Genomic DNA, 26,965 nt, shown 5'->3' with positions numbered 1-26,965 from the left:
CGGGACCATCCGCCCCACGAGGAGAACGGCACCCATTCCTATGGCCTCGGTCACGTCCCTCAGCGACAGCGTCCAGCAGCACCTCGCGTCCGCCCTCTCGGCCACCCTGCCGGAGGCCGCCGGCGCGGACCCGCTGCTGCGACGAAGCGACCGGGCCGACTTCCAGGCCAACGGCATTCTGGCCCTGGCCAAGAAGGCGAAGGCGAACCCCCGGGAACTGGCGACCCAGGTCGTCGCCCAGGTGGCGGCGGGTGACGTGATCAAGGACGTCGAGGTCTCCGGCCCCGGCTTCCTCAACATCACGATCGCGGACAGGGCGATCACCGAGAACCTCGCCGCGCGGTACGCGGACGAGACGGGCCGCCTCGGCGTGCCGTACGCCGCGCACCCCGGCACGACGGTGATCGACTACGCGCAGCCGAACGTGGCCAAGGAGATGCACGTCGGCCACCTGCGCTCCGCGGTGATCGGCGACGCGGTGGTCCAGCTCCTGGAGTTCACCGGCGAGAACGTGGTGCGCCGTCACCACATCGGCGACTGGGGCACCCAGTTCGGCATGCTCATCCAGTACCTGGACGAGCACCCGCACGAGCTGGACCACAAGGACGCCCAGGTGACCGGCGAGGAGGCGATGTCGAACCTCGACCGCCTCTACAAGGCCGCGCGCGGGAAGTTCGACTCCGACGAGGAGTTCAAGACGCGGGCCCGCCGCCGGGTGGTGGACCTCCAGGCCGGCGACCCGCAGACGCTCGCCATGTGGCAGAAGTTCGTGGACGAGTCGAAGATCTACTTCTTCTCCGTCTTCGAGAAGCTGGACATGGAGATCCAGGACCCCGACATCGTCGGCGAGTCCGGGTACAACGACATGCTGGCCGACACCTGCCGGATGCTGGAGGAGTCGGGTGTCGCCGTCCGCTCCGAGGGCGCGCTGTGCGTGTTCTTCGAGGACGTCAAGGGCCCCGACGGCAAGCCGGTCCCGCTGATCGTGCAGAAGTCGGACGGCGGCTACGGCTACGCGGCCACCGACCTGTCCGCGATCCGCGACCGCGTCTTCAACCTGAAGGCGAGCACCCTGCTGTACGTGGTGGACGCCCGGCAGGCCCTGCACTTCAAGATGGTCTTCGAGACCGCCCGCCGGGCCGGCTGGCTGAACGACGACGTCAAGGCGCACCAGCTGGCCTTCGGCACGGTCCTCGGCAAGGACGGCAAGCCGTTCAAGACCCGTGCGGGTGAGACGGTCAAGCTCCAGGACCTCCTGGACGAGGCCGTCGAGCGGGCCACCGCCGTCGTCCGCGAGAAGGCCGAGAAGGTCGGCCTGACGGAGCAGGAGATCACCGAGAACGGCCGCTACGTCGGTATCGGCGCGGTGAAGTACGCGGACCTGTCGACCTCCGCGGTCCGGGACTACAAGTTCGACCTGGACCAGATGGTCTCGCTGAACGGCGACACCTCCGTCTACCTCCAGTACGCGTACGCCCGGGTCCAGTCCATCCTGCGCAAGGCGGGCGAGGCACGCCCGGCCGCCCACCCGGAGCTGGAACTGGCCCCCGCGGAGCGGGCTCTCGGCCTGCACCTGGACCAGTTCGCGGAGACGGTCCTGGAGGTCGCGGCGGACTACGAGCCGCACAAGCTGGCCGCGTACCTGTACCAGCTGGCGTCGCTGCTCACGACCTTCTACGACCAGTGCCCGGTCCTGAAGGCCGACACCGCGGAGCAGGTGGAGAACCGCCTCTTCCTGGTCGACCTCACCGCCCGCACCCTGCACCAGGGCATGGCCCTGCTGGGCATCAGGACCCCCGAGAAGCTCTGACACGCGGCCCTCGGCACCTGTGGGGACGCTCCCGTGCACACGGGAGCGTCCCCACTGCCTTTGCACGCATCACGCCGGATCGCGGCCCCCGCGTCAGGCGTTCTCCCCGGCGAGCTCCCGCGCCCGGCGTGCCAGGGCCTGCCGGACCGGGTCCGGTTCGATGACGCGCAGCGGTGTTCCGAGGCCGAGGAGATAGCGGGCGAGGCCGTCCGGGTTCGGGCCGCCGATGTCGACGAGGGTGGCGTCGGGCCCGTCGGGGCGATGGGTGCCGACCGTCGGCGGGACGATCCGCAGCGCCTCGTCCATGGGGACGGGCAGGCGGACGGTGGCCGACAGCGGGTAGGGGCCGTTCGCGGTGTTGCGGGAGACGAGCCGGGCCGGGTCGGGCGGGTCGGTGAGGTCCGCCGGGTGTCCGGTGGGCTGGATGCGGTCGACCCGGTCGGCCCGGAACGTCCGCCACTGCGCCCGGGACACGTCCCGCGCGACGAAGTACCAGCGCCGCCCGGTGTGGACGAGCCGGTACGGGTCGACGTCCCGGACCGTGCCCCGTCCCTCTCCGTCGGTGTACGACAGCCGGGCCCGCTCCCCCTGCCGGCAGGCGACGGCCAGCTCCAGCAGCAGACCCGGCCTGATCTGCGGGCCGTCGGTCCCGGGGAGGCGGACGAAGGCGTCGTCCAGTTCGCCGAGGCGGTCCGCGATCCGGCGGGGCAGTACCTGGCGCAGCTTCAGCAGGGCCGACAGCGCGGCCTGGTCGCCGCCGAGCGCGTCGCTCAGCGCGGCCTCGCGCAGTCCGACCGCCACGGCGAGCGCCTCCTCGTCGTCGAGGATCAGCGGCGGCACCCGGGACCCGGCGCGCAGGCGGTAGCCGCCCCAGGGCCCGGCCTCGGAGTCGACGGAGTAGCCGAGGTCCCGCAGCCGTGCCACGTCCCGGCGGACCGTACGGTCCGTGACCTCCATGCGCTCGGCCAGCTCGGCGCACGTCCAGGACGGGCGGGCCGACAGCAGGGACAGCAGCCGTAGCAGGCGGGCGGACGAGCTGAGCACAGCGGGAAGTTTTCCACACGCGGTCATGACCAGGACCGGAACTGTCCGGGTCACGTCCTACGGTCGTCCCCATGACCACCAAGACCACTTCCACACCCGCGTTCCGCTACGCCGCCGTCACCTTCGACTGCGCCGACCCCGCCGAACTGTCCCGCTTCTACGCGGAGTTGCTGGACATGTCGGCCCTCTACTCCACGGACGACTTCGTACTGCTCGGCAAGGAGGGGTCGACCGGTCTCGGCTTCAACCGCCTGGCCGACTACCGCCCGCCGACCTGGCCGGACCCGGCCCAGGAGAAGCAGGCGCACATCGAACTGGGCGTGGACGACCTGGACACCGCCGAGAAACACCTGCACACCCTGGGCGCCACCACCCCCGAGCACCAGCCCGGCGAAGACCGCTGGCGAGTCCTCCTGGACCCCGCAGGCCACCCCTTCTGCATCACCACCCTGCTCTGACCCTTGCCCCCTCCCCCTCCCCTCCCCCTTCCGGGGTGGATTGGCAGATCCGTTCCGGGGAGGCGTGAGAAAGGCGCAGGTCAGCGGGATGAGATCCCGGGGGCGATGGCACGGATCCGCCAATCCCAGCCGTCGGCAAAGGAGGGGGAGGGGGTCAACGGCGTTGTCAGTGGCGGGGCTTACAGTCACGGGCATGGCGACTCTTCCCAACCCGCTGCCCCGACTGGCCACCGATCCCAGCGGCCGTTCCCTGGGGCTCCGGCTGCCTCCCGGCCGGCTGATCGACACGACGGACGACGGCCCCTGGCACGAACCCCTGCTGTGGCACGCGGAGAAGCCGGCCGCGCCGGGCACCTGGAAGGCGCTGGGCGCGCCGGCGGCCCGCGCGGGTCTGCTGCCGGTGCTCGTGGATACCGCGGTCGGCCTGGAGGACTGGGCGCTGCTGCCCGGTGAGACGTCCTACCCGGGCGATCACGACGCCGAGGACGTCCTCGCGGAGTACTGGGAGGAGGAGACGGAGGACGGCGGCGCGGCCGAGGAGATCGAGCCGTTCGGGGACGAGTGGCCCGGACTGGCCCCCGCCCCCGCCGCCCTCTCCGTCGCCCCGGACACCCGCGCGGCCCAGGTCGCCGACGCGCTGTGCGGCGATCCGGAGTCGGGCATCGAGCGGGCCCACCTCGCCCTGGTCCCGGCGCGCCGGTCGGCCGACATACCGGCCGCGATCGGCTGGGCCGGCCCGGTGAACTACGAGCCCGACGTGGCCCGCGTGAGCGCGGTCCTGCGGTCCTGGGAGGACCGCTTCGGCATACGGGTGGTGGCCCTGGGCCCGGACACCCTCGTCCTGTCCGTGGCGGCCCCGCCGGCCACCCAGGAGGACGCCGAGGCGGTGGCGGCGGAGCACTTCGCGTTCTGCCCGGACAGCATCCTCCAGGGCGAGGAGGACACCCTGCGCGGCTACGCGAAGACCCTGTTGGGCGAGGACACCTGGACCTTCTGGTGGGACTGACCCGCCGCCGCCCTCAGCCGGCGAGCCCCCGGGCCAGCCGGCGCAGCCCCTCCCCGATCTCGTCCGGGGTCTGGGTGACGAAGCACAGGCGCAGGGTGGAGCGGCCGGGTTCGCCGACGTGGAAGGGCGCGCCGGGCACGTAGGCGACGTTCTGCTCGACCACCCGCGGAAGCAGGGCGAGGGTGTCGTACGACTCCGGCAGGCGCACCCAGAGGAACATGCCACCTGCCGGCCGGCTCCACCGGGAGCCGGCCGGCAGGGCGGCGGGCAGGCCCGCCAGCATGGCGTCACGACGTGCGCAGTAGACGGACCGCACCCGCTTCACATGGGCGTCCAGCACGTCCAGATAGCGGGCGGCGGCGAGCTGGTTGAGCGTCGGGGTGTGCAGGTCCGCCGCCTGCTTGGCCACCGCGCACGCCCGGCGCAGCTCTCCGGGCCCGCGCAGCCAGCCGAGGCGCAGGCCGGGAGCCATCACCTTGGAGAAGGAGCCGAGCAGGACGGTGCGGTCCTCGGCGCCGGGGAGGGAGGCGATCCAGGGGAGGTGCTCACCGTCGTAGCGGAGTTCGCCGTACGGGTCGTCCTCGACGATCCACAGGCCCCGGCGGGCGGCCACCTCGGCGATCGCCGCGCGCCGCGGCGCGGGCATCGTACGGCCGGTGGGGTTCTGGAAGGTGGGGACCAGGTACAGCAGCTTGGGGTGTTCGCGGCGGATCGCCTCCTCCAGGGCGGCCGGGTCGACTCCGTCCGCGTCACCCGGCACGGCCACGACGCGCGCTCCCGCGAGCCCGAAGACCTGAAGTGCCGCCAGGTAGCAGGGGTTTTCCACCAGGACCGTGTCGCCCGGCTCGATCAGGGCCGTCGCCAGCAGGGACAGCGCCTGCTGGGAGCCGGTCGTGATGAGCAGGTCGCCGGGGGCGGTGGGCAGGCCCCGGTCGGTGACGCGGGCCGCGAGGCCGGCCCGGAGCGTGGGTTCGCCCTCCGTCGTGGAGTACTGCAGCGCCTGTGCCGGGGAGTGCGCCAGGACGTGCTCGAACGCCGCCGCTATGCCGTCCCGGTCGAAGAGTTCCGGTGCCGGCAGGCCGCCCGCGAAGTTGATCACCTCGGGACGTGCGGTGACCGCGAGGATGTCCCGCACGGGCGAACCGCCCACACTGCGGGCGCGCGCGGCGAGCGGCGGGACGGGGGCGGCGAGCTGCGGGACGGGGGCGCGGCTCGCGGCCTGCTCGGCGGCGGGCGTGACGAGGGTCGGGGCGGGCTCGACTGCGGTCATGGCACGGCTCTCCTTCGGCTCAGGATCCGATCAGGCTGCTCTCGGAGCCGTCAGGCTAGAGAAGTACGTGCCGTCTACACCGGTCATTCCGTGATCCGGACGGCCCGCCGGCTGGGCGGCCGGCCGGCTGGGCGGTAGGGGGTCCGGGCGGTTGGGGGTCCGGGCCTTCTGGCGGCTGGGCGGGCGGGTCAGTTCGTGTCGGACGCCGGCTGCCACTTCTCGCCACCCAGCGGGAAGGCGTAGGCGGGCCGTCCGTTGTTGCCGCTGGTGCGGAAGGGGCGGCCGGCGTCGTCGATCAGCAACGTGCCGTGGCGCGTCCCGCTGGACCACTGGAGCTCCAGGTTCCAGCTGACGTCGTACGCCGACGCGTCGGCCGTGATGTGGAAGACCTCGGGCTCGGACTGGCTCACCTTGAACGGGAAGTTGCGGCTCCCGGCCGCGGGGACGGGCGCGGGCCGCATCGCGTCCAGGGCGACCGAGAAGGAGTGGGTCGGTACACCGCCGCCGCAGCCGACGCCCGGGTAGCCCATGGCGTAGTCGTTCCACTGGAGCGGGGACCGCTTGCCCGCCATGCGCACGGACAGCCCCTCCAGCACGACGGTCTCGGGACCCGTGCCCTGCACGGTGAAGGTGACGAACTGATCCCCCGCCGACACCGCCCGGTGCACGTCCACCCAGGCGGGCGCGTCCTGTTCCAGCGGCGGCGGGGAGACCTCGGCCGGCGGCCGGTCGATCAGATAGTGCTGGGAGCAGGGGTCCTCCCAGGAGTAGGGGTGGGTGTTGACCGTGAGGGGCGGGGCCGCGGACGTCGCCCCGCCGGCCGGGGCACGCGACGGCGTGGCCGCGGGCGCCCCGCTGCCGGCGGCGGAGGCGGAGGGCTCGGCGGTGGGTGAGGCCGAGGCCGAGCGGGTGGCGGAGCGGCGTGGCGTCGGGCTGCCGGCCGTCGGCGTCACCGGAGCGCCGCCGCGGGCGGCGGTCCCGGCGGAGGCCGTGCCGCCCTTGGCGCCGACGTCCTGCGTCCCGTCGCCGGAGGAAGGCAGGCTCAGGGCGGCCGTCACCCCGCCGAGCAGCGCGGTGACGGCGAGGGCGGCGAGCAACACGGTCCGGCGCCGCCGCCACGGCCCGGCCGCCTTGTCCCGCACTGACGCCGACGCCGGCTCCGATGCCGCCGCCTGCTCGTGCTCCTGCTCCTGCTCCTGCTCCTGCTCCTGCTGAGGCTTCGGCCCGGCCTCCGGCTCAGGCTGTGGCTCGGGCTCCGGCGCGGCCGCCGGCACCGCCGCGCTGACCGGACCGGTCTCCTGACCGGCGGCCGGTTCAGGAACCCCCGCCTCCACCGCCGGCTCCCGGACGGCCCGCGCCGGCTCCTGCCCCTTCCGTCCCCGTCCCGCGTCGGCCAGCACCCACCGCCGGTGCAGCTCCACCAGCTCCTCGGGCGTGGCCCTGCACAGCCGGGCGAGCCGCTCCACGGGGGCGTAGTCCGTCGGTACGGCGTCCCCGTTGCAGTAGCGGTGCAGCGTCGACGTGCTCATGTGGAGCCGTTTGGCGAGCGTGCCGTAGCTGAGCCCGGAGCGGTCCTTCAGCTCCCGCAGCAGCGCGGCGAAAGCGCTCTCGGACGTGCCCTCGTCCACCGTTCCTCCGTCCCCCTCGTCCCGCCCAGGCGTTCCAGGGCAGGCTCATTTCCCCAGGTCAAGGCCGTGTGGGCGTTCCAGCGTCCCAAATGGGCGGCAGTTGCTGGCCCTTGGGACGAACCCGCCCACAGGCTGTTGGTCATCCAAGCACGACAACCGGCCCAGCCCGAAAGAGGACTTGCCATGCGTATGCGCCATGTTCGTCTGCTCGCCGCCACCGGCACCGCCGTCGCCGCCCTCGCACTCACGGCGTGCGGCAACGGGACGGGCACCGAGGACGAGGGCTCCTCCCAGTCGACGGCGGTGGAGACGGACGCGCCACGGACGGCCGAGGACACCGCCGGCGGCACCACGGGCGGCGGCACCGGCAGCCCGGGCGGCACGGCCGGCGCCGTCGGCGGTACGGCGGACGGCAAGACCGTGACCGGTACCCACAAGCCCGGCGGCGGGTCCGGCACCTCCGCCGGCCAGGGCGGCCAGGGCACGGGCGGCAGCGGGGGCGGCTCCGCGGTGCTGTGCAACGGCACGAACACCAAGGTCACCGCCCAGCTGCTCAACCGGCCTCTCAACCACATGCTGCTGACGGTGCGGAACACCGGCAGCAAGTCCTGCGATCTGCCGTACTACCCGGTCCTGCGCTTCGACCAGATGCAGTGGGTACCGCAGCCCGACAAGGAGACCCAGCCGCAGGCCGTGGTCTCCCTGGCGCCGGGCGAGTCGGGGTACGCGGGCGTGCTGCTGTCGGCCGCCGACGGCAGCGGCACCGGCGGCCAGACCGCCCACAAGCTGACCCTGGCCTTCCAGGGCTACACCCCGAACAGCAGCGGCGGCCCGTCCGCGATCCCGGCCCTGCCCGCCAAGGGCGTCTACTACGACAGCGCGCTGAAGGTGACGTACTGGGAGCAGGACCTGGAGCTCATCAACGGCTGGTGAACGGTCCTAGCGCAGTTGCCGGGCCACCTCGGTGGCCCAGTAGGTGAGGATGTTCCGCGCGCCGGCCCGCTTGATGCCGGTCAGGGTCTCGACGATGGCCCGGTCCCGGTCGATCCAGCCCTTCTCGGCGGCGGCCTCGATCATCGCGTACTCACCGGAGATCTGGTAGGCGGCGACGGGCACGTCCACGGCGTCCGCGACCCGGGCGAGGATGTCGAGGTACGGACCGGCGGGCTTGACCATCACCATGTCGGCGCCCTCGACCAGGTCCAGCTCCAACTCCCGCAACGACTCGCGCCAGTTGGCCGGATCCTGCTGGTAGGTCTTGCGGTCGCCCTGCAGCGAGGAGCCGACGGCCTCGCGGAACGGGCCGTAGAAGGCCGAGGAGTACTTGGCGGTGTAGGCGAGGACGGCGACGTCCTCGCGCCCGATCTGGTCGAGCGCGTCGCGGATGACGCCGATCTGGCCGTCCATCATCCCGCTGGGGCCGACGACATGGGCGCCGGCGTCGGCCTGCACCTGGGCCATCTCGGCGTACCGCTCCAGGGTGGCGTCGTTGTCGACGCGGCCCTCGGCGTCCAGCACGCCGCAGTGCCCGTGGTCGGTGAACTCGTCCAGGCACAGGTCGGACATGACGAGCAGATCGTCGCCGACCTCGGCGCGGACGTCCCGCAGGGCGACCTGGAGGATCCCGTCCGGGTCGGTGCCGACCGTGCCCTGGGCGTCCTTCTTGGACTCCTCCGGCACGCCGAACAGCATGATCCCGGAGACCCCGGCCTCCACCGCCTCCAGCGCGGCCTTCTTCAGGCTGTCGCGGGTGTGCTGCACGACACCGGGCATGGCGGCGATCGGCACCGGCTCGCTCACGCCCTCCCGGACGAACGCCGGGAGGATGAAGTCGGCGGGATGCAGCCGGGTCTCGGCGACCATCCGCCGCATGACGGGCGAGGTCCGCAGCCGCCGGGGACGCGCACCGGGAAACGATCCGTACTTCGTCATGCCACCTACGCTACGCCCGCCCGCCCCGCACCTTTGCCGACGCCGTGTCGGCCCGGAAGCCGTCCCGAGCGGGCCTGCTCGCGCCTGGGGCGGAGGCGCGGTCGCGGCGGAAACGGAACCGGCCCAGGGGCGCCCCCGGGAAGAGGAGCACTCCTGAGCCGGTACGTGCCACACCTCAGGTCGTCGAGCGACGCCTCCGCGCGCCCGGGCGCCGTTCGCTCGGCCGGGTCACCGGGTCGCCGGCCTCCACCGCCGCGGCGCGCCGCTTCATGCCGAAGTCGGCCAGGGCCTCGGCCAGCTTGTGCACCGACGGCTCGGGAGCCATCACGTCGACCCGGAGCCCGTGCTCCTCGGCGGTCTTGGCCGTCGCCGGACCGATGCACGCGATGACCGTCACGTTGTGCGGCTTGCCCGCGATACCGACCAGGTTCCGGACCGTCGACGAGGACGTGAAGAGCACCGCGTCGAAGCCGCCGCCCTTGATCGCCTCGCGGGTGTCCGCCGGGGGCGGCGACGCGCGGACCGTCCGGTAGGCGGTCACGTCGTCGACCTCCCAGCCCAGCTCGATCAGGCCGGCCACCAGGGTCTCCGTGGCGATGTCGGCCCGCGGCAGGAAGACGCGGTCGATCGGGTCGAACACCGGGTCGTAGGGCGGCCAGTCCTCCAGGAGGCCGGCCGCGGACTGCTCACCGCTCGGCACCAGGTCCGGCTTCACGCCGAAGGCGACCAGCGCCTTGGCGGTCTGCTCGCCCACCGCGGCCACCTTGATGCCCGCGAAGGCACGGGCGTCGAGGCCGTACTCCTCGAACTTCTCGCGGACGGCCTTCACCGCGTTGACCGACGTGAAGGCGATCCACTCGTAGCGGCCGGTGACGAGACCCTTGACCGCCCGTTCCATCTGCTGCGGGGTGCGCGGGGGCTCCACCGCGATCGTCGGAACCTCGTGCGGCACCGCGCCGTAGGACCGCAGCTGGTCGGAGAGCGACGCCGCCTGCTCCTTCGTCCGCGGCACGAGCACCTTCCAGCCGAACAGCGGCTTGGACTCGAACCACGACAGCTGGTCGCGCCGGGCGGCGGAGGAACGCTCGCCGACCACGGCTATCACCGGCCGGCCGCCGTCCGGCGACGGCAGCACCTTCGCCTGCTTCAGCGTCTGCGCGATCGTGCCGAGCGTCGCCGTCCAGGTGCGCTGGCGGGTCGTCGTACCGGCGATGGTGACCGACAGAGGGGTGTCCGGCTTGCGGCCCGCCGAGACCAGCTCGCCCGCCGCGGCGGCGACGGAGTCCAGCGTCGTCGACACGACCACCGTGCCGTCCGAGGCGCCCACCTCCGTCCAGCAGCGCTCGGAGGCGGTACGGGCGTCCACGAACCGGACGTCCGCGCCATCGGCGCCCCGCAGCGGCACACCGGCGTACGCGGGCACGCCGACCGCCGCCGCGACACCGGGCACGACCTCGAAGGGCACACCGGCGGCGGCGCAGGCGAGCATTTCCTCGGCCGCGTACGTATCAAGTCCCGGGTCCCCGGACACCGCACGGACGACCCGCCTGCCGCCCCGCGCGGCCTCCATGACAAGATGAGCGGCATCCCGGGCAGCAGCCGGGACCGCGGCGGGTGTTGACGTGCCGTCAACGACCGTCAGCTGGGGCGTGCCCGTGCCCGGCGGCGAGACCGAAGAGGGATCGGCGTCCGTCTGCACGACGGAGACGCCCTGTCGGGCGTGCGTCCGGATCACGTCGAGCACCTCGTGCTCGGCGACCAGGACGTCCGCGCTCGACAGCGCCTCCACGGCGCGCAGAGTGAGCAGTCCCGGATCTCCGGGTCCGGCACCCAGGAAGGTGACGTGCCCGTGTTCAGGACCGGCGGCAGGAAGGGCGGTGGGGCTCAATGTGCTCGCTCCCCCATCAGACCGGCCGCGCCCTGGGCGAGCATCTCGCTGGCGAGTTCACGCCCGAGTGCCGTCGCCTGCTCGTGCGTCTGGGGCACGGGACCGGTGGTGGACAGCTGCACCATGCGAGTGCCGTCGGTCGTGCCGACGACGCCGCGCAGGCGCATTTCCTTGACAAACTGCCCGTCGGCCAGAAGGTCGGCCAGCGCGCCCACGGGGGCGCTGCAACCGGCCTCCAGGGCGGCGAGCAGTGACCGTTCGGCGGTCACGGCGGCCCGCGTGAACGGGTCGTCGAGCTCGCCGAGTGCCGCGATCAGGTCCGCGTTGTCCGCGGCACACTCGATCGCCAGGGCCCCCTGGCCGGGGGCGGGCAAAACCGTGTCGACCGACAGGAAGTCGGTCACCTCGTCGGACCGGCCGATCCGGTTGAGTCCGGCGGCGGCCAGCACGACCGCGTCCAGCTCGCCGTCGTGGACGTACCGGATGCGGGTGTCCACGTTGCCGCGGATCGGGACCGTCTCGATGTCCAGGCCGTGGGCACGCGCGTACGCGTTCAGCTGCGCCATGCGACGCGGCGAACCGGTACCGATGCGGGCGCCCCGCGGCAGGTCGGTGAACTTGAGCGCGTCCCGGGCGACGATCACGTCCCGCGGGTCCTCGCGCACCGGTACGGCGGCCAGGACCAGCTCCTCGGGCTGCGTGGTCGGGAGGTCCTTGAGCGAATGAACCGCGAAGTCGACCTCGCCCCGCACCAGCGCGTCGCGCAGCGCCGTCACGAAGACGCCGGTGCCGCCGATCTGCGCCAGCGCCTCGCGGGAGACATCGCCGTAGGTGGTGATCTCGACCAGCTCGACGGGCCGGCCGGTCACCCGGCGGACGGCCTCCGCCACCTGCCCGGACTGGGCCATGGCGAGCTTGCTCCGCCTGGTCCCCAGCCGCAGTGCCTTCTCACTCATGCCGGTCGGTCCTTCTCCTCTGTGCTGTCCCCGGCCCGGGAGACGGCGGCGACCGTCTCGGGGTCGAGGTCGAACAGGGTGCGCAGCGCGTCCGCGTACCCGGCGCCGCCGGGCTCGGCCGCGAGCTGCTTGACCCTCACGGTCGGCGCGTGCAGCAGCTTGTCGACGACCCGGTGCACGGCCTGCCGGATCTCGCCGCGCTGGCGTTCGTCCAGGTCGGGCAGGCGGCCGTCGAGCCGCGCGATCTCGCCGGCGACGACGTCGGCGGCCATGGTGCGCAGCGCGACCACGGTCGGCGTGATGTGCGCCGCCCGCTGCGCCGCGCCGAAGGCCGCGACCTCGTCGGAGACGATACGCCGGACCTGGTCCACGTCGGCCGCCATCGGCGCGTCGGCGGAGGCCTCCGCCAGCGACTCGATGTCGACCAGCCGCACCCCGGCCAGCCGGTGCACGGCCGCGTCGATGTCGCGGGGCATGGCCAGGTCGAGGAGGAAGACGAGGGGCGCGGGGCGCTCGGCCACCGGCTCCGGGGTGCGCCGCTCGGGGATGCGGCCCACCGTCGCGGCGGTCGCGGCGAGCGCGGTGATCAGCTCGGCGTCCGTCTCGGGCGTGCGGCGGCCCGGGCGGTCGATGGTCCCGCCGGCCACCCAGGCCGCGTGCTGCTCCAGGGTGGCCGCGTCCATGCCGGCCACGGCGGCCTCGCCCATGAGGGAGAAGCCGGGCTGTACGGCGGCCAGGTCCAGCGGGCAGTTCTCGTCGCCGCCCGGGCCGGCGGACGGCTGTGACGCCTTGGCGTGCGCGGTCGTACGGGGGGCGTCGGTGATCTCGGCGGCGGGGGCGCCGGTGCGGCCCTCGACCGCCTGCGCGACCGCTTCCGCCGTGAGCACCAGACCCGTCGCCCCGGTACAGGAGACGACGACGTCGGCACGTGTCAGCTCGTCGGCCACCGCGTCCATGCGCACCGCGCGGGCGGTCACCGTGCCCGTGTCGTCGCCCTCGCCGAGGATCTCCGCGAGCCGCTCGGCACGCTCGAAGGTGCGGTTGGCGACGACTATCTCGGCGACCCCGGCGCGCGCGAGCGTGGCGGCGGCCAGGGACGACATCGAACCGGCGCCGATGACCAGCGCCGTGCGCCCCGCGGCCCAGGCCCGGACGTCGCCGCCCGCGGCCAGCTGCTCCAGGCCGAAGGTGACCAGGGACTGGCCGGCGCGGTCGATGCCGGTCTCGGAGTGGGCGCGCTTGCCGACCCGCAGGGCCTGCTGGAACAGGTCGTTCAGCAGCTTGCCCGCGGTGTGCAGGTCCTGGGCGCGGGCCAGGGAGTCCTTGATCTGGCCGAGGATCTGTCCCTCGCCGACGACCATGGAGTCCAGCCCGCAGGCCACCGAGAACAGGTGGTGGACGGCCCGGTCCTCGTAGTGCACGTAGAGGTACGGGGTCAGCTCGCCCAGGCCGACGCCGCTGTGCTGGGCGAGCAGCGTGGACAGCTCGGCGACACCGGCGTGGAACTTGTCCACGTCGGCGTACAGCTCGATGCGGTTGCAGGTGGCGAGCACCGCGGCCTCGGTGGCGGGCTCGGCGGCGACCGTGTCCTGGAGCAGCTTGATCTGGGCGTCCGCGCTCAGCGCGGCCCGCTCCAGCACGCTGACCGGGGCGCTGCGGTGGCTCAGTCCGACGACGAGGAGGCTCATGCCGGCATCACGGCGGGCACGTCCCCGTCGGGTCCCTGGTCGGTGGACGTGTCGCGGGTGGCGGCGGGCAGGGCCCCGTCGCCGGCGGCGGTCTCTTCGCCGGCCTTGCGCTGCTCGTGGAACGCGAGGATCTGCAGCTCGATGGAGAGGTCGACCTTGCGCACGTCGACGCCGTCCGGGACGGTCAGCACGGTCGGCGCGAAGTTCAGGATGGAGGTCACGCCGGCGGCCACGAGCCGGTCGCAGACCTGCTGGGCGGCACCGGCCGGGGTGGCGATGACGCCGATGGAGACGCCGTTGTCCTTGATGATCTTCTCGAGCTCGTCGGTGTGCTGCACCGGGATGCCCGCGACCGGCTTGCCGGCCATCGCCGGGTCGGCGTCGATCAGCGCGGCGACCCGGAAGCCGCGGGAGGCGAAGCCGCCGTAATTGGCCAGGGCGGCGCCGAGGTTACCGATACCGACGATCACGACCGGCCAGTCCTGGGTGAGGCCGAGCTCGCGGGAGATCTGGTAGACGAGATACTCCACGTCGTAGCCGACACCGCGCGTTCCGTACGAACCCAGGTACGAGAAGTCCTTGCGCAGCTTGGCGGAGTTGACTCCCGCCGCCGCGGCCAGCTCCTCGGAGGAGACCGTGGGGACCGAGCGCTCCGACAGTGCGGTGAGGGCTCGGAGGTACAGCGGAAGCCTGGCGACGGTGGCCTCGGGAATTCCTCGGCTACGGGTCGCCGGTCGGTGTGTTCGGCCAGTTGCCACGGTGCTCCTGCGGGTAGAGCGGGGCTGCAGGCGGTCATACGTCCCCAGACCGCCCCGTCGACAGCAGGCTATGTCTTTGTGAACGCGTGCACAAAGATGGTGTCCGATTTGCCCGGCAGAAGTGACCGGGGTCACGCCGGTTTCGCGCCCTTGGCGGGAACCGGCGCACACGCACCGGTGCTCCTTCATTACTGGGGGCAAAACCGCACACACTCCTCACGAATCCCGCCCCCGAGACCAGAACGCCGTCGATCCTAAGCGACTTTCCGGCCGGTTTGGACTAGTCGGTCAGTGCCCGGCGCAGCCGTTCCTCGTTCACGCGCCAGAAGGTGTGCTGTTCTCCGTCGACGAGTACGACCGGGATCTGCTCCCAGTAGCGGTCGTGCAGGTCCTGGTCCTCGGTGATGTCCTTCGGCTCCCACGGCACACCGAGGTCGCCGCACACCTTCTCGATCACCAGCTGCGCGTCGTCGCACAGATGACAGCCGGGCTTGCGGATCAGCGTGACCAGCCGCTCGCGCGGCTCGGCCCTGCGTCGGAAGAGGGGACTCATACGGGCCATTCTCGCGCGCTCCGCACCCATTCCGGATCGCTTCTTTAACGGCGGTGTCGTGCAGAGTTCACACCTTGCCAACCTCTCGACTCCGGAACCACCGAACAGACTGGCTATGCTCGCGTCATGGCCGCTCTCGGATGGCTCACTCCCCGTAGGCGCTCCGCCACGGCGCGGAGCGTGTTGGCAGGCGAGGCCTCGGCGGAGGCCGCCCGCAAGTCCTCGCAGGAGGCCCCGCCCACCACGCCGGAGGAGCCGGAGTTCCCGGTGATCGGCGACGACCGGGCCGCCGCCTTCTTCGACCTCGACAACACGGTGATGCAGGGCGCCGCGCTGTTCCACTTCGGCCGGGGCCTGTACAAGCGGAAGTTCTTCGAGACCCGCGACCTCGCCCGGTTCGCCTGGCAGCAGGCGTGGTTCCGGCTGGCCGGCGTGGAGGACCCCGAGCACATGCAGGACGCCCGCGACTCGGCGCTGTCGATCGTCAAGGGCCACCGGGTCGCCGAGCTGGAGTCCATCGGCGAGGAGATCTACGACGAGTACATGGCCGACCGCATCTGGCCCGGCACCCGCGCGCTCGCCCAGGCGCACCTGGACGCGGGCCAGAAGGTCTGGCTGGTCACCGCGGCCCCCGTCGAGATCGCCCAGGTCATCGCCCGCCGCCTGGGCCTGACCGGCGCCCTCGGCACGGTGGCCGAGTCGGTCGACGGCGTCTACACCGGCAAGCTGGTCGGCGAGCCGCTGCACGGGCCCGCCAAGGCGGAGGCGGTCCGCGCCCTGGCCGCGGCCGAGGGGCTGGACCTCTCCCGCTGCGCCGCCTACAGCGACAGCCACAACGACATCCCGATGCTGTCCCTGGTCGGCCACCCCTACGCCATCAACCCGGACGCCAAGCTCCGCCGGCACGCCCGCGAGAAGGACTGGCGCCTGCGGGACTACCGCACGGGCCGCAAGGCCGCCAAGGTCGGCATCCCGGCGGCGGCCGGGGTGGGCGCGGTCGCCGGCGGCACCGCGGCCGCGATCGCCTTGAGCCGACGGCGCCGATAACACCGGGTCGGCTGACACGGATCAGCACCGCGGCGGCACGGACCACGGCCGGCCGCGGGCCCCTGCGGGCTTCCCGCGCAGTTCACCGCGCTCCTCGGGGCGCCGTCGGCGTGCCCTTTGAGCGGATGCGTGTACATCACGTTCTTCAACACGCCCCCCACTTCACCGAAACTCGCCCTTTTCCGGTCACTCAACGATCATCCTGCGAAACGCAATCCGCCATTAAACGGTTACAGATGCGACGCAATCGATGATTTGAGCAACTCGGTGTAGCAGAGCCTGCACGAAGCGTTATTCTCCTCAGACGCAAACCGGTACCCACCCGTCGCCACGAGGGGTGAACGGTCCCGCACTGCACGTGATGGAAGCTCTGCCTCTGGGAGTCCCGTGTACCCACACGTCGGGGTTGACGCCTCGGGCCTGGCTACGCTGCGCGCAACAGTCGCAACGGTCAAAGAGACGCTGCGCGGCCTCGTCCCCACCGCGTACGCCGTCCCCGCCTTCGCCGCCGTCGCGCCCGTCGGCCCGTGCTACGCACTGGCCGACGGCAGCGCCGCCGTCGGCAGACGTGGACGCGCCACCGGCGCGGCCACCGCCCGCCGCCCGGCCGCCGACAGCGACAGCGCCCGGATGATGGACCTCGTCGAACGCGCCCAGGCGGGGGAGGCCGAGGCCTTCGGGCGGCTCTACGACCAGTACAGCGACACCGTCTACCGGTACATCTACTACCGCGTGGGCGGCCGGGCCACCGCCGAGGACCTCACCAGCGAGACCTTTCTGCGGGCCCTCAGAAGGATCGGCACCTTCACCTGGCAGGGCCGCGACTTCGGGGCCTGGCTGGTCACCATCGCCCGGAACCTGGTCGCCGACCACTTCAAGTCCAGCCGCTTCCGGCTGGAGGTCACCACCGGCGAGATGCTCGACGCCAACGAGGTCGAGCGCTCCCCGGAGGACTCCGTCCTGGAGTCCCTGTCGAACGCCGCCCTGCTCGACGCCGTACGGCGGCTCAACCCGCAGCAGCAGGAGTGCGTGACGCTCCGCTTCCTGCAGGGCCTCTCGGTCGCCGAGACCGCCCGGGTCATGGGCAAGAACGAGGGCGCCATCAAGACCCTCCAGTACCGAGCCGTACGCACGCTCGCCCGACTGCTGCCGGACGACGCCCGCTGAACGAGGCGCCGGCGGGCCGGGCGACGCGGGGCACGCCGGGCGGGCAACGGTGGGCGACGCCCAACTCACGCTCCGTGAGAGTCCGTTGTCTTTCTGATCCGACCATCCGCCATCCGTAACCCAAGTGCCGCGCCAGTCGTTGTGCGGGATACAGGCTCCCTGTGGTCACGTCCCGGCCGACCCCGATCACTCGATCGTGGGGAAGTGGTCGTGGGCGTGCACCCTCAGGACCCCCTGGGGAGTCGACCGTCATGACGAGAGGAGGTGCCGCCAGTGATCGCGAACGTATCGGCACACCGGCGGGCGAACGCCTTCGCCCAGGCCCTGGATGAGCAGTCCGACCGGGACACGGCGGCCGAGCAGTCCGCAGCACCGGCGGGACCACCGCCGCCCGCCGAGGAACAGACCTCGCCGGGCGAGCTGTTGGCCCTGGCGGCGGGTCTCGGCGCCCTGCCCAAGCCGCAGCTCGACCCGGAGGTCAAGGTCGTCCAGCGGGCCCAGCTGGTGGCCGCGATGGAGGCCATGCTCCAGGAGGGCACGGGGGCGGCGGAAGCGTCGGTACCGGAACCGCGTTCGCACCGGAACCGGGGCGCGCACCGGGCGAGCCCACTGGGCAAGTTCCGCCCGCGCACCAGGCTGACCAAGGGGCTCGCGGCCGGCGGGCTCAGCGTGGGCGTGGCCGCCGGAGCCTTCGGCGGGGTCGCCGCCGCCAGCTCCGACGCGCTGCCCGGCGACTCGCTCTACGGCCTGAAGCGCGGCATCGAGGACTTCAAGCTCAACTACCTGGCCGACGGCGACGACCAGCGCGGCCAGACCTACCTGGACCAGGCCTCCACCCGGCTCAGCGAGGCCCGCCGACTGCTGGAGCGCGGCCGGGGCGGCCACCTGGACCACGAGTCCATCGGCGAGATCCGCCGCACCCTGTCCGGGATGCAGCGCGACGTCGCCGAGGGCCACCGGCTGCTCCACGCGGCCTATGCGGCCGACCCGGACTCCCTCGGCCCCATCCAGGCGCTGTCCAGCTTCTCGAGATCCCACCGGGAGGTGTGGAGCGCGCTCAGCGACAGACTGCCCGTACAGCTGGGCGACGTGAAACAGCAGGTGTCCTCGGTCTTCGACGCCATAGACCAAGAGGTCGCCCCGCTGCAGTCCCTGCTCCCGCAGCCACCGGCCCAGTCCGGCACCGGCAGCCGCCAGGGCGGGTCCGCCTCGCCGTCCACCGGCGCCTCGAGCAGTCACCGGTCGACGGCTCCCAGCTCCGCCGGCAGCACCCCGTCCGCCGGCCAGCACACCGGCACCGGCACACCGAGCGGCTCGGCCACCGGCACCAGCGGCGAGGGCCTCATCGGCGGCGACACGGGCGGCCTGCTCGAACCGCCGAAGACCGGCACCGACGACAGCTCCCCGTCCGCCGGCAAGTCGCCGACGGGCCAGCCGGACGTCACCATCCCGCCGCTCCTGCCCGACCTGCTCCCCGGCCTGGGCATCGACAGCGAGGACGCGGACTAACCCGGACACGGCCACGGCGGTGGGGCGCCCCTTTCCGAGCAGGGGCGCCCCACCGCCGTACGCCGAAAAGCCCGACCCGAATAACGCGAGTAGCCCGATGCGGAACAGCCCGGCCCGGAAGGGCCCGGCTCAGAAGAACACCGACCTCCGCTGCACCAGCAGCTTGTACAGCGTGTGCTGGATCTGTTCCCGGACCTGGTCGGTCAGGTTGAACATCAGCATCGGGTCCTCCGCCGCCTCCGGCGGATAGCCGTCCGTCGGGATCGGCTCACCGAACTGGATCGTCCACTTCGTCGGCAGCGGGATCGCGCCCAGCGGTCCCAGCCACGGGAAGGTCGGCGTCAACGGGAAGTACGGGAAGCCCAGCAGCCGGGCCAGCGTCTTCGCGTTGCCGATCATCGGGTAGATCTCCTCGGCCCCGACGATCGAGCACGGGATGATCGGCGCGCCCTGACGCAGCGCGGTCGAGACGAACCCCCCACGGCCGAACCGCTGGAGCTTGTAGCGCTCGCTGAAAGGTTTCCCGATGCCCTTGAAGCCCTCCGGCATCACCCCGACCAGCTCGCCCTGGGCCAGCAGCCGTTCCGCGTCCTCCGCACAGGCCAGCGTGTGCCCCAGCTTGCGGGCCAGCTCGTTCACCACCGGCAGCACGAAGACCAGGTCGGCGGCGAGCAGCCGCAGATGGCGATCGGCCGGGTGGTGGTCGTGCACCGCCACCTGCATCATCAGGCCGTCCAGCGGCAGCGTCCCGGAGTGGTTGGCGACGATCAGCGCCCCGCCCTCGGCCGGGATGTTCTCGATGCCCTTCACCTCGACCCGGAAGTACTTGTCGCACACCGGCCGCAGCAGCGACATCAGGACCTGGTCGGTCAGCTCCTCGTCGTAACCGAAGTCGTCGACCTCGTACTCCCCGGTGAGCCGGCGCCGCAGGAAGGCCAGCCCGGCCGCCACCCGCCGCTCCAGGCCGCCGTCCCGCCCGTCGGCCTCCGGCGGCCGCACCGGCTGCTCCTCCTCGCGGCTCACAGGCTCATCCTCCTGCGCCCGCTCCCGGCCCGGCAGGGGCTGGACCGCACCGATCTCGCCCGGCTCCCCGAGCGCACCTCGCCGGCTCCCCCCGCCGCGGCGCCGCGCCTGGCGCTGTCCGGCGCTCCCGCGGGACCGGTCGTCGTCGAACGGAATGACCTTGGCGTCCGCCATCGTTGCCGCTCTCCTCAATTGGCGCTGTGCGTCTGGGGGTGGCCGCCTGCCCTCGCGGTGAGCCCGGCGATCCGGTCCACGGCCCCCGCGAGGGCCTCCGGCGGCAGCAGACCGGGGGCCTGGCCGCGCGCGAAGTCCGCGAAGGTCTCGGCCGTCGTGTACCGGGGCGTGAAGCCCAGCGTCTCGCGCATCTGGACGGTGTCCACCACACGCCCGTGGGTGAGCAGCCGGATCTGCTCCGGCGAGAAGTCCGTCATACCGAGCGTGCGGACCAGGGACCCGGCCCAGGTGACCGCGGGCAGCAGCAGCGGCACGGTGGGCCTTCCGAGCCGCCGGGAGCACTGCGAGAGCGGCAGCACGCCGTCCCCGGCGATGTTGAACGTGCCGCTGTTGAGGGTGCCCCGGCGCGGCTCGTGCGAGGCAATCCGCAGCACCTCGATCACATCGTCCTCGTGCACGAACTGCAGCCGCGGGTCGTAGCCGAACACGGTCGGCAGGACGGGCAGCGCGAAATACGAGGCGAGCGGGGTGTCCGCGGCCGGCCCGAGGATGTTGGCGAAGCGCAGCACGCACACGGCGACGTCCGGCCGCCGCCGTGCGAACCCGCGCACATACCCCTCGACCTCGACCGCGTCCTTCGCGAAGCCGCCGCTGGGCAGCGACTTGGGCGGGGTCGTCTCGGTGAAGACGGCCGGATCACGCGGCGCGGAGCCGTAGACGTTCGTACTGGACTTCACCACCAGCCGTCGCACCGCCGGCGACTTCTGGCAGGCGCCGAGCAACTGCATGGTGCCGATGACGTTGGTCTCCTTGACCGTGGCCCGGCTGCCGCCGCCCAGCGCCGTGCCCGTCACATCCATGTGGACGACCGTGTCGGCGCCCGTCTCGGCGAGGACCCGGGCGATCGTCGGCTGCCGGATGTCGGCCTGGATGAAGTCGGCTCCGCCCAGATGGTGCCCCGGCGGCACCGCGTCCACGGCGATCACACGGTCGACCTCCGGGTCCCGCTGGATCCGCCGCACGAACCGGCCGCCCAGCTGCCGGGCCACTCCGGTGACGAGCACGACCTTTCCCAAGATCAGCGCCTTCCTTCCCGCGTAACCGGTATCCCGCGTTCCCCGTCTGCGGCCAACCTAGCCGGTCGATGTTGCGCTGTGATGACCCTCGATGCACGAGGTGACGGAATTTCCCCCATCGGAACATGCCGGACTTCGCCGGAATATGCCTGTGGCCCCCCACCAGTGTCGGTGGGGGGCCACAGGGCCACGCTTTCGCGGCGCCGCTCGCTCCGGTACCCCGCTGACGCGGGGACCGAATTACTTCTTGTTGCGGCGCTGAACGCGCGTGCGCTTGAGCAGCTTGCGGTGCTTCTTCTTGGCCATCCGCTTGCGCCGCTTCTTGATAACAGAGCCCACGACTACCCTCGCTCACTTCTCATGTCTCGGTTGTTTGGGCGCCATGGGCCCACACGACCTACGAGGGGCTAGCCTACCCAACCGAGCGCTGAGGTCGTAATCGAGGGGGCGCCCCCGGGTCACCCGGGGGCCACTGTCAGGCCGTCTCCACCCCCACATAGCTGTCGCGGAGGTACTCGTGTACCGCTTGTTCCGGGACGCGGAACGACCGTCCCACCCGGATCGCGGGCAGATGACCGCTGTGCACCAGGCGGTACACGGTCATCTTCGACACTCGCATCACCGAGGCGACCTCCGCCACGGTAAGGAACTGAACCTCGTTCAGAGGCCTCTCGCCAGCTGCAGCCATGACACACCTGAACCTTCCGCACTCGACGGCCACCGGCTTCCCCTTCCGGTGACTCTTCGTCGTTGCGTGCTCACTCCCCAGACTAGGGGCGGGTGATGCGAGTGGGGAAGAGGTGCACCCATCGGCGGCCTACTGTGACAGACACGCTCGATTGAGTACGTAGCGGATCAACGGCAGGTAGTAACTAGACCGCACTGCGTCATCAACCGGAACGACGACGGACACCCGCCCCTCGGCCTCACCCACGAACAGCGCGGGATCGTCGGTGTCGGCCAGACCGATGGCCTCGAACCCCAGCTGACCAGCACCGCAGACCCAACCGTGATCACCGACGACCAGCTCGGGCAGCGGCCCGCCGGCCGCCGCGGCGGCGTCCAGCGCGACCCGAACCGGCAGCGGCGAGTGGCTGTGGGCACCCGGCTCACAACCAGGGCGCTCGCTCGCCGGTTCCCGCACCAGGGCAACCCCTCGTACGTAGTCGAGGCGATGGGTACGTAGACCGAACCGGGTCAATATGTCGACACAGCGACCCTGCGCCGGGGTGAGTACCTCACATCCCGCCGCCGACAGCGCGTCCGCCAACCCGGCGTAGAAGCCGAGCAGCCGCTGCGGGTGCCCGGTGCCGAACAGCACGGGCGCGCCGCGCCGGGCCGCCTCCCCGATCCGCCCGGCGAAGGCGTCCAGCGCCGCCAGCGTCCGCTCCGGATCGATCGCATCCGGCCCCGATGTGTACCGGGGATCGGCCGAAACCCCGCACCTCTGCGCCATCAGCCCCAGCAGTTCCCGCGGTCCCCAGGCACCTTCCGGATCGATGCCAATGAGCGCGCGCGGATCCCGGGCGGCGAACAGCCGATAGCTCCGCAGACTCTCCTCCCGCGTGGTCGCCACCACTCCGGCCAGCCGTACGGCCACCAGATGCGCGCGGAGACGATCGGGGGTCAACACGGATGCGATGGTGGCCCATGGGAGGCACGGGACGAGACGAAAACAGGGCAACACCGCACGGTTGGCCTAATGAACACCCATGCAGACCCAAGAGTCACACCACTGACGCACGGCCGGCCTGGCGGAGACCTCCGTAGCCGCGGGCAGTCGTGCCGCTGGGGCGGCACGGGTGGGCGCGGCGGCACCCCGCAGGCGCGGGCAAGCGAATCCCCCCACGCCGGCGACAGCGGGCCGAGCCGAGGCGGCGGCCCCGCTACGGCAGCAGCCCGCGCAGCGGGAACACGGCCCGCCGACTGGCCAGCACCGCCTGGTCGATCCGGTCCGCGGGGTCGTACCCGGCCTCCCACTCCCCGTACGCCACCGGCCACCGCCCGTCCGTCATCCGCTGCGGCCCCAACTGCCGCGTCCGAGCGAACACCTGCTGTCGCCACTCCTCCGGAATCACCGCTTCCGGAGCCACCGGCTTCCCCGCCACGATCCCCACCAGATGCGTCCAGGACCGCGGTACGACGTCCACCACCGCATACCCGCCCCCGCCCAGCGCGACCCACTTCCCGCCCGCGTACTCGTGCGCCAGCTCGTGACACGCCACCTGCACCGCCCGCTGCGCGTCCAGCGAGACGGCCAGGTGCGCGAGCGGGTCCTCGAAGTGCGTGTCGGCTCCGTGCTGGGACACGAGCACCTGCGGCCGGAAGTCGGCGAGCAGCTCCGGCACCATGGCGTGGAACGCCCGTACCCACCCCGCGTCCCCCGTCCCGGCCGGCAGCGCCACGTTCACCGCGGAGCCCTCCCCCGCGCCCGCCCCGGTCTCCTGCGGCCACCCGGTCTGCGGGAACAACGTACTGGGATGCTCGTGCAGCGAGATCGTCAGCACCCGCGGGTCCTCCCAGAACGCCGCCTGCACCCCGTCCCCGTGGTGCACGTCGACGTCCACGTAGGCGACCCGCTCGGCCCCCAGCTCCAGCAGCCGCGCGATCGCGAGCGCGGCGTCGTTGTAGATGCAGAAGCCCGACGCCCCGCCCGGCATCGCGTGGTGCAGCCCGCCCGCGAAGTTCACGGCGTGCTCGGCGTCCCCGCGCCACACCGCCTCGGCCGCCCCCACCGACTGCCCCGCGATCAGCGCGGACACCTCATGCATGCCCGCGAACGCGGGGTCGTCGATCGTGCCGAGCCCGTACTCCCCGCGAGCCCCCGCCGGATCCGCCGACGCGACCTTCACGGCGTCGATGTAGTCCTCCCGGTGGACGAGCCGGAGCGTCGACTCGCCGGCCGGCTTCGCCGCGACGACCTCCAGCTCCCGGTCGAGCCCGAAGGCGCCCACCAGCCGACGGGTCAGGTCCAGCCGGACCGGATCCATCGGATGGTTCGGACCGAAGTCATAGCCCGTTACTGCCTCGTCCCACATCAGCTGTGCGCGGCCGCTCATGCCCGCCACCGTATCGGTCCGGTTGAGCCGCGAACGACCTGGCGTACCCCAGTGTCACCAGCACCAACACCATCGGCACGAGCATGGCCCCCCGATAGCTCCAGGCATCCCCCAGCGCACCCACCAACGGCGAGCCGATCAGGAAGCCCACGTAGTTGAAGATGTTCAGCCGCGCGATCGCCGCGTCGGAGGCCCCCGGGAACAGCCGCCCCGCCGCCGCGAAGGTCTGCGGCACCAGCACACACAGCCCCAGCCCCAGCAGGGTGAACCCGAGCATCCCGACCCACGCCCCGGGCGCCACGGCCACCACCGCGAACCCGCCGGCCGCCACCAGCGCCCCCAGCCGTACGACCGCCGCCGCCCCGAACCTCCGCACCCCGAGGTCCCCGATGGTCCGCCCGACCAGCGTGGTCACCATGTAGACGTTGTACGGCACGGTCGCCAGCTGCTCCGAGCTGCCCAGCACGTCCTTCAGATACTTCGCGCTCCAGTTGGAGACCGTCGAGTCCCCGATGTAGGCGAAGGTCATCACCAGGCACAGCGGCAGCAGCAGCTTGAAGACCACGCCCCCGCCGTGCGCCTGGCCCTCCGCCACGGGCCCCGGCTCCCCGTCGACGTACCACCGGCTCCCCACCAGCGTCGCCGGCAGCAGCACGGCCACCACCGGCAGGTACGACACCCACAGCGCGAGGTGCCAGTGCGCCCCGGCCCAGGCCAGCGAGGCCCCCAGGATCCCGCCCAGGCTGTAGACGGCGTGGAAGCTGAGCATGATGCTCCGCCCGTACGAGCGCTGAAGGCTGACGCCGAGCATGTTCATGGACGCGTCCAGCGCCCCCACCGCCAGGCCGAAGACGCCCAGCGCCACCGCCAGCGCGGCCACCTGCCCGTGTCCGCCCGCCCCGACCCCGAGCAGCCCCAGCAGCACCACCGGCTGGGACCAGCGCAGCAGCCGGCTGGGCCGCACCCGCTTCACCAACTGCTCGGTGGTCACGCTGCCGACGCCGGCGAGGATCGGCACCGCGGCCAGGAAGGCCGGCAGCAACGCGTCGGAGACGCCGTACCGGTCCTGGATGGCCGGGATACGGGTCACCAGCAGAGCGAAGGCGACGCCCTGGGCGAAGAAGCCGAACGCCAGCGAGGCCCTACCGCGCCGCAGCACATCAGTCATGGCGGCGAGAGTAGGGCCCCGGGCTACCTGTGGGTAGATCCAGCCAAAGATGAATTTCCCTCAGCTTTGCCTGGCGGTATCCGGCGGGATCCGCTTCACCCGGCGGGATCCTCGGTCAGGCGGCGACGGCCACGGCCTGCTGGTCGACCCGGCCGGCCTCCACCTCGGCCTTCAGCATCCGCTCCATCGGCTCGACCGCCAGCCCACCGCTGACCACGAAGCCGATCACCATGGCGCCGACCATGAAGACACTGCCGAGCCACACCATGGTGTCCACCGGGATGGTGTAGGCGCCCACGAACCGGGCGACGCACTCGGCGAACAGCACCACGCCCCAGACGAGCGAGAACGCGTTCTCCTTGCGCCGGAAGGCCGCGGAGCCGGCCGCCGCTCCGGACGCCAGCCGCTGCCAGGCGGCTTCCTTGGCCGCGTCGCCCTTGATGAGGAAGGGCTTCATGCCGGCGGTCATCATCGGCTTGCCGAGCCAGACGGACACCAGGATGCCGATGGCCACCGTGCTGCTGACCCCGCTGTCCTTGGCCAGCATCAGCCGCGGGTCGCCCGAGACCAGGCTCAGCAGCAGCGAGATGACGTTCACGACGAGGATGAGCCCGGCCAGCCCGTTGGTCTTCCGCTCCGTGACCAGACTCCACACGGTGCGCACCGCGGGCACCACGCTGCTCCAGGCGAGCGCCGCGAAGGTGCTCATGCCGAGGGCGTCCTTGAAGACGTAGTACGAGCCGAGCGGCACCGCCCCATCGATGAGCAGCGGCTTGAAGGTGTCCAGCATGTTCGGCTTGCGGACCTGGGACCCCGTGTTCGTCGTCATGCCCCCAGCTTCGCGGTCGCAGGGGGTCCGGCAGTAGAAGCGATCGTCCGGAGCTCCGCATGACAAATGTCAGGCCGGTCCGGGGCCTCGGGTCATATCAGCAGGTCGGCCAACTCGCCCATGTCGGAGAAGAGTTCGCCGGCACCCGCGAGCCTGGCCGCCGGTGTCATCGCGGTGAATCCGTACACGTCCATGCCGGCCGCCACGGCCGCCTGTACGCCCAGCGGGGAGTCCTCCACTACCACGCACCGCTCGGGGGCCACCCCCATCCGTTCGGCGGCGTGCAGGAACAGATCCGGGGCCGGCTTCCCCCGGCCGACGTCCTCCGAGCTGAAGATGCGCTCCTCGGCGAACCAGCGGTCGAGCCCGGTCGTCCGGTGCCCCACCCGGATCCGGGCGTGGCTTCCGGAGGAGGCCACGCAGTACGGCAGCCCGTCGGCGGCCAGCTTCTCCAGTACGCCGGTCACGCCGGTCACGGGCCGCAACTCCCGCTCGAACGCGGCGAAGACGCGCGCGTGGAAGACGTCGTCGAAGTCCTCGGGCAGCCGTTGTCCGGTCCGCTCCAGGATCAGGTCGTGGATCCGGTGCATGGCGGAGCCCATGTAGTCGCGGATGGAGTCCTCGTACGACGTCGGGTGTCCCAGCTCGGTCAGATAGGCGGCCAGGAGCCGGTTCGATATGGGCTCACTGTCCACGAGGACGCCGTCGTTGTCGAAGATGACGAGGTCATAGCGCATGGACACACCCTAAACGCAGAAAACCCCCGCACCTGAGGTGCGGGGGTTTTCTCAAAGATTGTTCGGCGGCGTCCTACTCTCCCACAGGGCCCCCCCTGCAGTACCATCGGCGCTGTGAGGCTTAGCTTCCGGGTTCGGAATGTAACCGGGCGTTTCCCTCACGCTATGACCACCGAAACACTATG

Annotated in this window: 25 protein-coding genes and 1 rRNA gene; 7 read left to right on the top strand and 19 right to left on the bottom strand. The window is 72.0% G+C overall.

Annotated features, from left to right (window positions below; translation table 11 throughout):
- Positions 1 to 40 precede the first annotated feature (40 nt).
- Positions 41 to 1,810: an arginine--tRNA ligase gene (argS, locus tag FHS34_RS12580; RefSeq protein WP_184964412.1), complete on the top strand. Its 1,770-nt coding sequence runs from the start codon at positions 41 to 43 to the stop codon at positions 1,808 to 1,810.
- A gap of 93 nt (positions 1,811 to 1,903) precedes the next feature.
- Here argS and FHS34_RS12575 read toward each other — a convergent pair whose 3' ends face one another.
- Positions 1,904 to 2,854: a helix-turn-helix transcriptional regulator gene (locus tag FHS34_RS12575; protein ID WP_184964410.1), complete on the bottom strand. Its 951-nt coding sequence runs from the start codon at positions 2,852 to 2,854 to the stop codon at positions 1,904 to 1,906.
- A gap of 71 nt (positions 2,855 to 2,925) precedes the next feature.
- On the opposite strand from FHS34_RS12575, the gene FHS34_RS12570 reads away from it, so the two are divergent.
- Together FHS34_RS12570 and FHS34_RS12565 are read left to right on the top strand one after the other, a co-directional pair.
- Positions 2,926 to 3,312: a VOC family protein gene (locus FHS34_RS12570; RefSeq protein ID WP_184964408.1), complete on the top strand. Its 387-nt coding sequence runs from the start codon at positions 2,926 to 2,928 to the stop codon at positions 3,310 to 3,312.
- 193 nt (positions 3,313 to 3,505) lie between these two features.
- Complete coding sequence (locus FHS34_RS12565) at positions 3,506 to 4,318, top strand: DUF4253 domain-containing protein (RefSeq protein ID WP_184964406.1); 813 nt, start codon at positions 3,506 to 3,508, stop codon at positions 4,316 to 4,318.
- Positions 4,319 to 4,331: 13 nt separating this feature from the next.
- On the opposite strand, the gene FHS34_RS12560 is transcribed toward FHS34_RS12565, so the two are convergent.
- Positions 4,332 to 5,588, bottom strand: a complete 1,257-nt coding sequence (locus FHS34_RS12560; protein WP_184964404.1) for an aminotransferase-like domain-containing protein — start codon at positions 5,586 to 5,588, stop codon at positions 4,332 to 4,334.
- Positions 5,589 to 5,776: 188 nt separating this feature from the next.
- Complete coding sequence (locus FHS34_RS12555; RefSeq protein WP_184964402.1) at positions 5,777 to 7,216, bottom strand: helix-turn-helix domain-containing protein; 1,440 nt, start codon at positions 7,214 to 7,216, stop codon at positions 5,777 to 5,779.
- A gap of 183 nt (positions 7,217 to 7,399) precedes the next feature.
- Here FHS34_RS12555 and FHS34_RS12550 point away from each other — a divergent pair, with 183 nt between their 5' ends.
- Positions 7,400 to 8,149 (top strand): DUF4232 domain-containing protein, encoded by a 750-nt coding sequence (locus FHS34_RS12550; RefSeq protein ID WP_184964400.1) that lies wholly within the window; start codon positions 7,400 to 7,402, stop codon positions 8,147 to 8,149.
- Between the two features lie 6 nt (positions 8,150 to 8,155).
- Here FHS34_RS12550 and hemB read toward each other — a convergent pair whose 3' ends face one another.
- The 6 genes from hemB to FHS34_RS12520 all read right to left on the bottom strand — a co-directional run bounded on the left by hemB (position 8,156) and on the right by FHS34_RS12520 (position 14,991).
- Complete coding sequence (gene hemB, locus FHS34_RS12545) at positions 8,156 to 9,148, bottom strand: porphobilinogen synthase (protein ID WP_184964398.1); 993 nt, start codon at positions 9,146 to 9,148, stop codon at positions 8,156 to 8,158.
- Positions 9,149 to 9,323: 175 nt separating this feature from the next.
- Positions 9,324 to 11,036, bottom strand: a complete 1,713-nt coding sequence (locus FHS34_RS12540) for a bifunctional uroporphyrinogen-III C-methyltransferase/uroporphyrinogen-III synthase (RefSeq protein ID WP_184964396.1) — start codon at positions 11,034 to 11,036, stop codon at positions 9,324 to 9,326.
- Positions 11,033 to 11,992, bottom strand: coding sequence for a hydroxymethylbilane synthase (gene hemC, locus FHS34_RS12535; protein WP_184964394.1), 960 nt, complete (start codon positions 11,990 to 11,992; stop codon positions 11,033 to 11,035). The genes FHS34_RS12540 and hemC overlap by 4 nt, the downstream gene beginning before the upstream one ends.
- On the bottom strand, positions 11,989 to 13,680 hold the full coding sequence (locus FHS34_RS12530) for a glutamyl-tRNA reductase (RefSeq protein WP_184964392.1): 1,692 nt from the start codon (positions 13,678 to 13,680) through the stop codon (positions 11,989 to 11,991). Before FHS34_RS12530 ends, hemC begins: the two co-directional genes overlap by 4 nt.
- Positions 13,677 to 14,438, bottom strand: a complete 762-nt coding sequence (locus tag FHS34_RS12525) for a redox-sensing transcriptional repressor Rex (protein ID WP_184964390.1) — start codon at positions 14,436 to 14,438, stop codon at positions 13,677 to 13,679. Before FHS34_RS12525 ends, FHS34_RS12530 begins: the two co-directional genes overlap by 4 nt.
- 280 nt (positions 14,439 to 14,718) lie before the next feature.
- The gene (locus tag FHS34_RS12520; protein ID WP_184964388.1) at positions 14,719 to 14,991 is read right to left on the bottom strand and encodes a glutaredoxin family protein; all 273 of its coding nucleotides are present in this window, start codon (positions 14,989 to 14,991) and stop codon (positions 14,719 to 14,721) included.
- 126 nt (positions 14,992 to 15,117) lie between these two features.
- Between FHS34_RS12520 and FHS34_RS12515 the strand changes: the two genes are divergently transcribed.
- From FHS34_RS12515 to FHS34_RS12505, 3 genes are all read left to right on the top strand, one after another.
- Positions 15,118 to 16,038 (top strand): HAD family hydrolase, encoded by a 921-nt coding sequence (locus tag FHS34_RS12515; RefSeq protein ID WP_184964386.1) that lies wholly within the window; start codon positions 15,118 to 15,120, stop codon positions 16,036 to 16,038.
- Positions 16,039 to 16,425: 387 nt separating this feature from the next.
- Positions 16,426 to 17,205, top strand: a complete 780-nt coding sequence (locus tag FHS34_RS12510; RefSeq protein WP_184964384.1) for an ECF subfamily RNA polymerase sigma factor, BldN family — start codon at positions 16,426 to 16,428, stop codon at positions 17,203 to 17,205.
- A 273-nt stretch (positions 17,206 to 17,478) separates the two neighbouring features.
- Positions 17,479 to 18,714 carry a DUF5667 domain-containing protein gene (locus FHS34_RS12505; protein WP_184964382.1) on the top strand — a complete coding sequence of 412 codons (1,236 nt, stop codon included), beginning with the start codon at positions 17,479 to 17,481 and terminating at the stop codon, positions 18,712 to 18,714.
- Positions 18,715 to 18,843: 129 nt separating this feature from the next.
- On the opposite strand, the gene FHS34_RS12500 is transcribed toward FHS34_RS12505, so the two are convergent.
- From FHS34_RS12500 to rrf, 10 genes are all read right to left on the bottom strand, one after another.
- Positions 18,844 to 19,911, bottom strand: coding sequence for a lysophospholipid acyltransferase family protein (locus tag FHS34_RS12500; protein WP_184964380.1), 1,068 nt, complete (start codon positions 19,909 to 19,911; stop codon positions 18,844 to 18,846).
- Between the two features lie 14 nt (positions 19,912 to 19,925).
- Positions 19,926 to 20,987: an NAD-dependent epimerase/dehydratase family protein gene (locus FHS34_RS12495; protein WP_184964378.1), complete on the bottom strand. Its 1,062-nt coding sequence runs from the start codon at positions 20,985 to 20,987 to the stop codon at positions 19,926 to 19,928.
- A gap of 240 nt (positions 20,988 to 21,227) precedes the next feature.
- Positions 21,228 to 21,326 (bottom strand): 30S ribosomal protein bS22, encoded by a 99-nt coding sequence (locus FHS34_RS12490; RefSeq protein ID WP_003948845.1) that lies wholly within the window; start codon positions 21,324 to 21,326, stop codon positions 21,228 to 21,230.
- 136 nt (positions 21,327 to 21,462) lie between these two features.
- On the bottom strand, positions 21,463 to 21,675 hold the full coding sequence (locus tag FHS34_RS12485; RefSeq protein ID WP_121791081.1) for a helix-turn-helix domain-containing protein: 213 nt from the start codon (positions 21,673 to 21,675) through the stop codon (positions 21,463 to 21,465).
- A gap of 129 nt (positions 21,676 to 21,804) precedes the next feature.
- Positions 21,805 to 22,620 (bottom strand): phosphatase, encoded by an 816-nt coding sequence (locus FHS34_RS12480; protein WP_184964376.1) that lies wholly within the window; start codon positions 22,618 to 22,620, stop codon positions 21,805 to 21,807.
- A 253-nt stretch (positions 22,621 to 22,873) separates the two neighbouring features.
- Positions 22,874 to 24,046, bottom strand: a complete 1,173-nt coding sequence (locus FHS34_RS12475) for an acetoin utilization protein AcuC (protein WP_184964374.1) — start codon at positions 24,044 to 24,046, stop codon at positions 22,874 to 22,876.
- Entirely contained in the window at positions 23,997 to 25,214 is a 1,218-nt protein-coding gene (locus tag FHS34_RS12470; RefSeq protein ID WP_184964372.1) for an MFS transporter, read from the bottom strand. The genes FHS34_RS12475 and FHS34_RS12470 overlap by 50 nt, the downstream gene beginning before the upstream one ends.
- Positions 25,215 to 25,329: 115 nt before the next feature.
- Positions 25,330 to 26,043, bottom strand: coding sequence for a VC0807 family protein (locus tag FHS34_RS12465; RefSeq protein WP_184964370.1), 714 nt, complete (start codon positions 26,041 to 26,043; stop codon positions 25,330 to 25,332).
- 92 nt (positions 26,044 to 26,135) lie between these two features.
- Positions 26,136 to 26,780 carry an HAD family hydrolase gene (locus tag FHS34_RS12460; protein ID WP_184964369.1) on the bottom strand — a complete coding sequence of 215 codons (645 nt, stop codon included), beginning with the start codon at positions 26,778 to 26,780 and terminating at the stop codon, positions 26,136 to 26,138.
- 60 nt (positions 26,781 to 26,840) lie between these two features.
- Positions 26,841 to 26,957: ribosomal RNA gene (rrf, locus tag FHS34_RS12455) — 5S ribosomal RNA — on the bottom strand.
- Positions 26,958 to 26,965 lie beyond the last annotated feature (8 nt).

The sequence above is a fragment of the Streptomyces echinatus genome (assembly GCF_014203595.1).
Lineage (GTDB): Bacteria > Actinomycetota > Actinomycetes > Streptomycetales > Streptomycetaceae > Streptomyces > Streptomyces echinatus.
This window is presented reverse-complemented; position numbering and strand designations above follow the sequence as displayed.

Coding starts and splice junctions, on each gene's coding strand:
- FHS34_RS12560 (WP_184964404.1), bottom strand. CDS start 5,588: ATGACCGCAGTCGAGCCCGCCCCGACCCTCGTCACGCCCGCCGCCGAG.
- FHS34_RS12500 (WP_184964380.1), bottom strand. CDS start 19,911: ATGGCGGACGCCAAGGTCATTCCGTTCGACGACGACCGGTCCCGCGGG.
- FHS34_RS12520 (WP_184964388.1), bottom strand. CDS start 14,991: ATGAGTCCCCTCTTCCGACGCAGGGCCGAGCCGCGCGAGCGGCTGGTC.
- FHS34_RS12550 (WP_184964400.1), top strand. CDS start 7,400: ATGCGTATGCGCCATGTTCGTCTGCTCGCCGCCACCGGCACCGCCGTC.
- FHS34_RS12570 (WP_184964408.1), top strand. CDS start 2,926: ATGACCACCAAGACCACTTCCACACCCGCGTTCCGCTACGCCGCCGTC.
- FHS34_RS12565 (WP_184964406.1), top strand. CDS start 3,506: ATGGCGACTCTTCCCAACCCGCTGCCCCGACTGGCCACCGATCCCAGC.
- FHS34_RS12515 (WP_184964386.1), top strand. CDS start 15,118: ATGGCCGCTCTCGGATGGCTCACTCCCCGTAGGCGCTCCGCCACGGCG.
- FHS34_RS12470 (WP_184964372.1), bottom strand. CDS start 25,214: ATGACTGATGTGCTGCGGCGCGGTAGGGCCTCGCTGGCGTTCGGCTTC.
- hemC (WP_184964394.1), bottom strand. CDS start 11,992: ATGAGTGAGAAGGCACTGCGGCTGGGGACCAGGCGGAGCAAGCTCGCC.
- argS (WP_184964412.1), top strand. CDS start 41: ATGGCCTCGGTCACGTCCCTCAGCGACAGCGTCCAGCAGCACCTCGCG.
- hemB (WP_184964398.1), bottom strand. CDS start 9,148: ATGACGAAGTACGGATCGTTTCCCGGTGCGCGTCCCCGGCGGCTGCGG.
- FHS34_RS12485 (WP_121791081.1), bottom strand. CDS start 21,675: ATGGCTGCAGCTGGCGAGAGGCCTCTGAACGAGGTTCAGTTCCTTACC.
- FHS34_RS12475 (WP_184964374.1), bottom strand. CDS start 24,046: ATGAGCGGCCGCGCACAGCTGATGTGGGACGAGGCAGTAACGGGCTAT.
- FHS34_RS12460 (WP_184964369.1), bottom strand. CDS start 26,780: ATGCGCTATGACCTCGTCATCTTCGACAACGACGGCGTCCTCGTGGAC.
- FHS34_RS12465 (WP_184964370.1), bottom strand. CDS start 26,043: ATGACGACGAACACGGGGTCCCAGGTCCGCAAGCCGAACATGCTGGAC.
- FHS34_RS12530 (WP_184964392.1), bottom strand. CDS start 13,680: ATGAGCCTCCTCGTCGTCGGACTGAGCCACCGCAGCGCCCCGGTCAGC.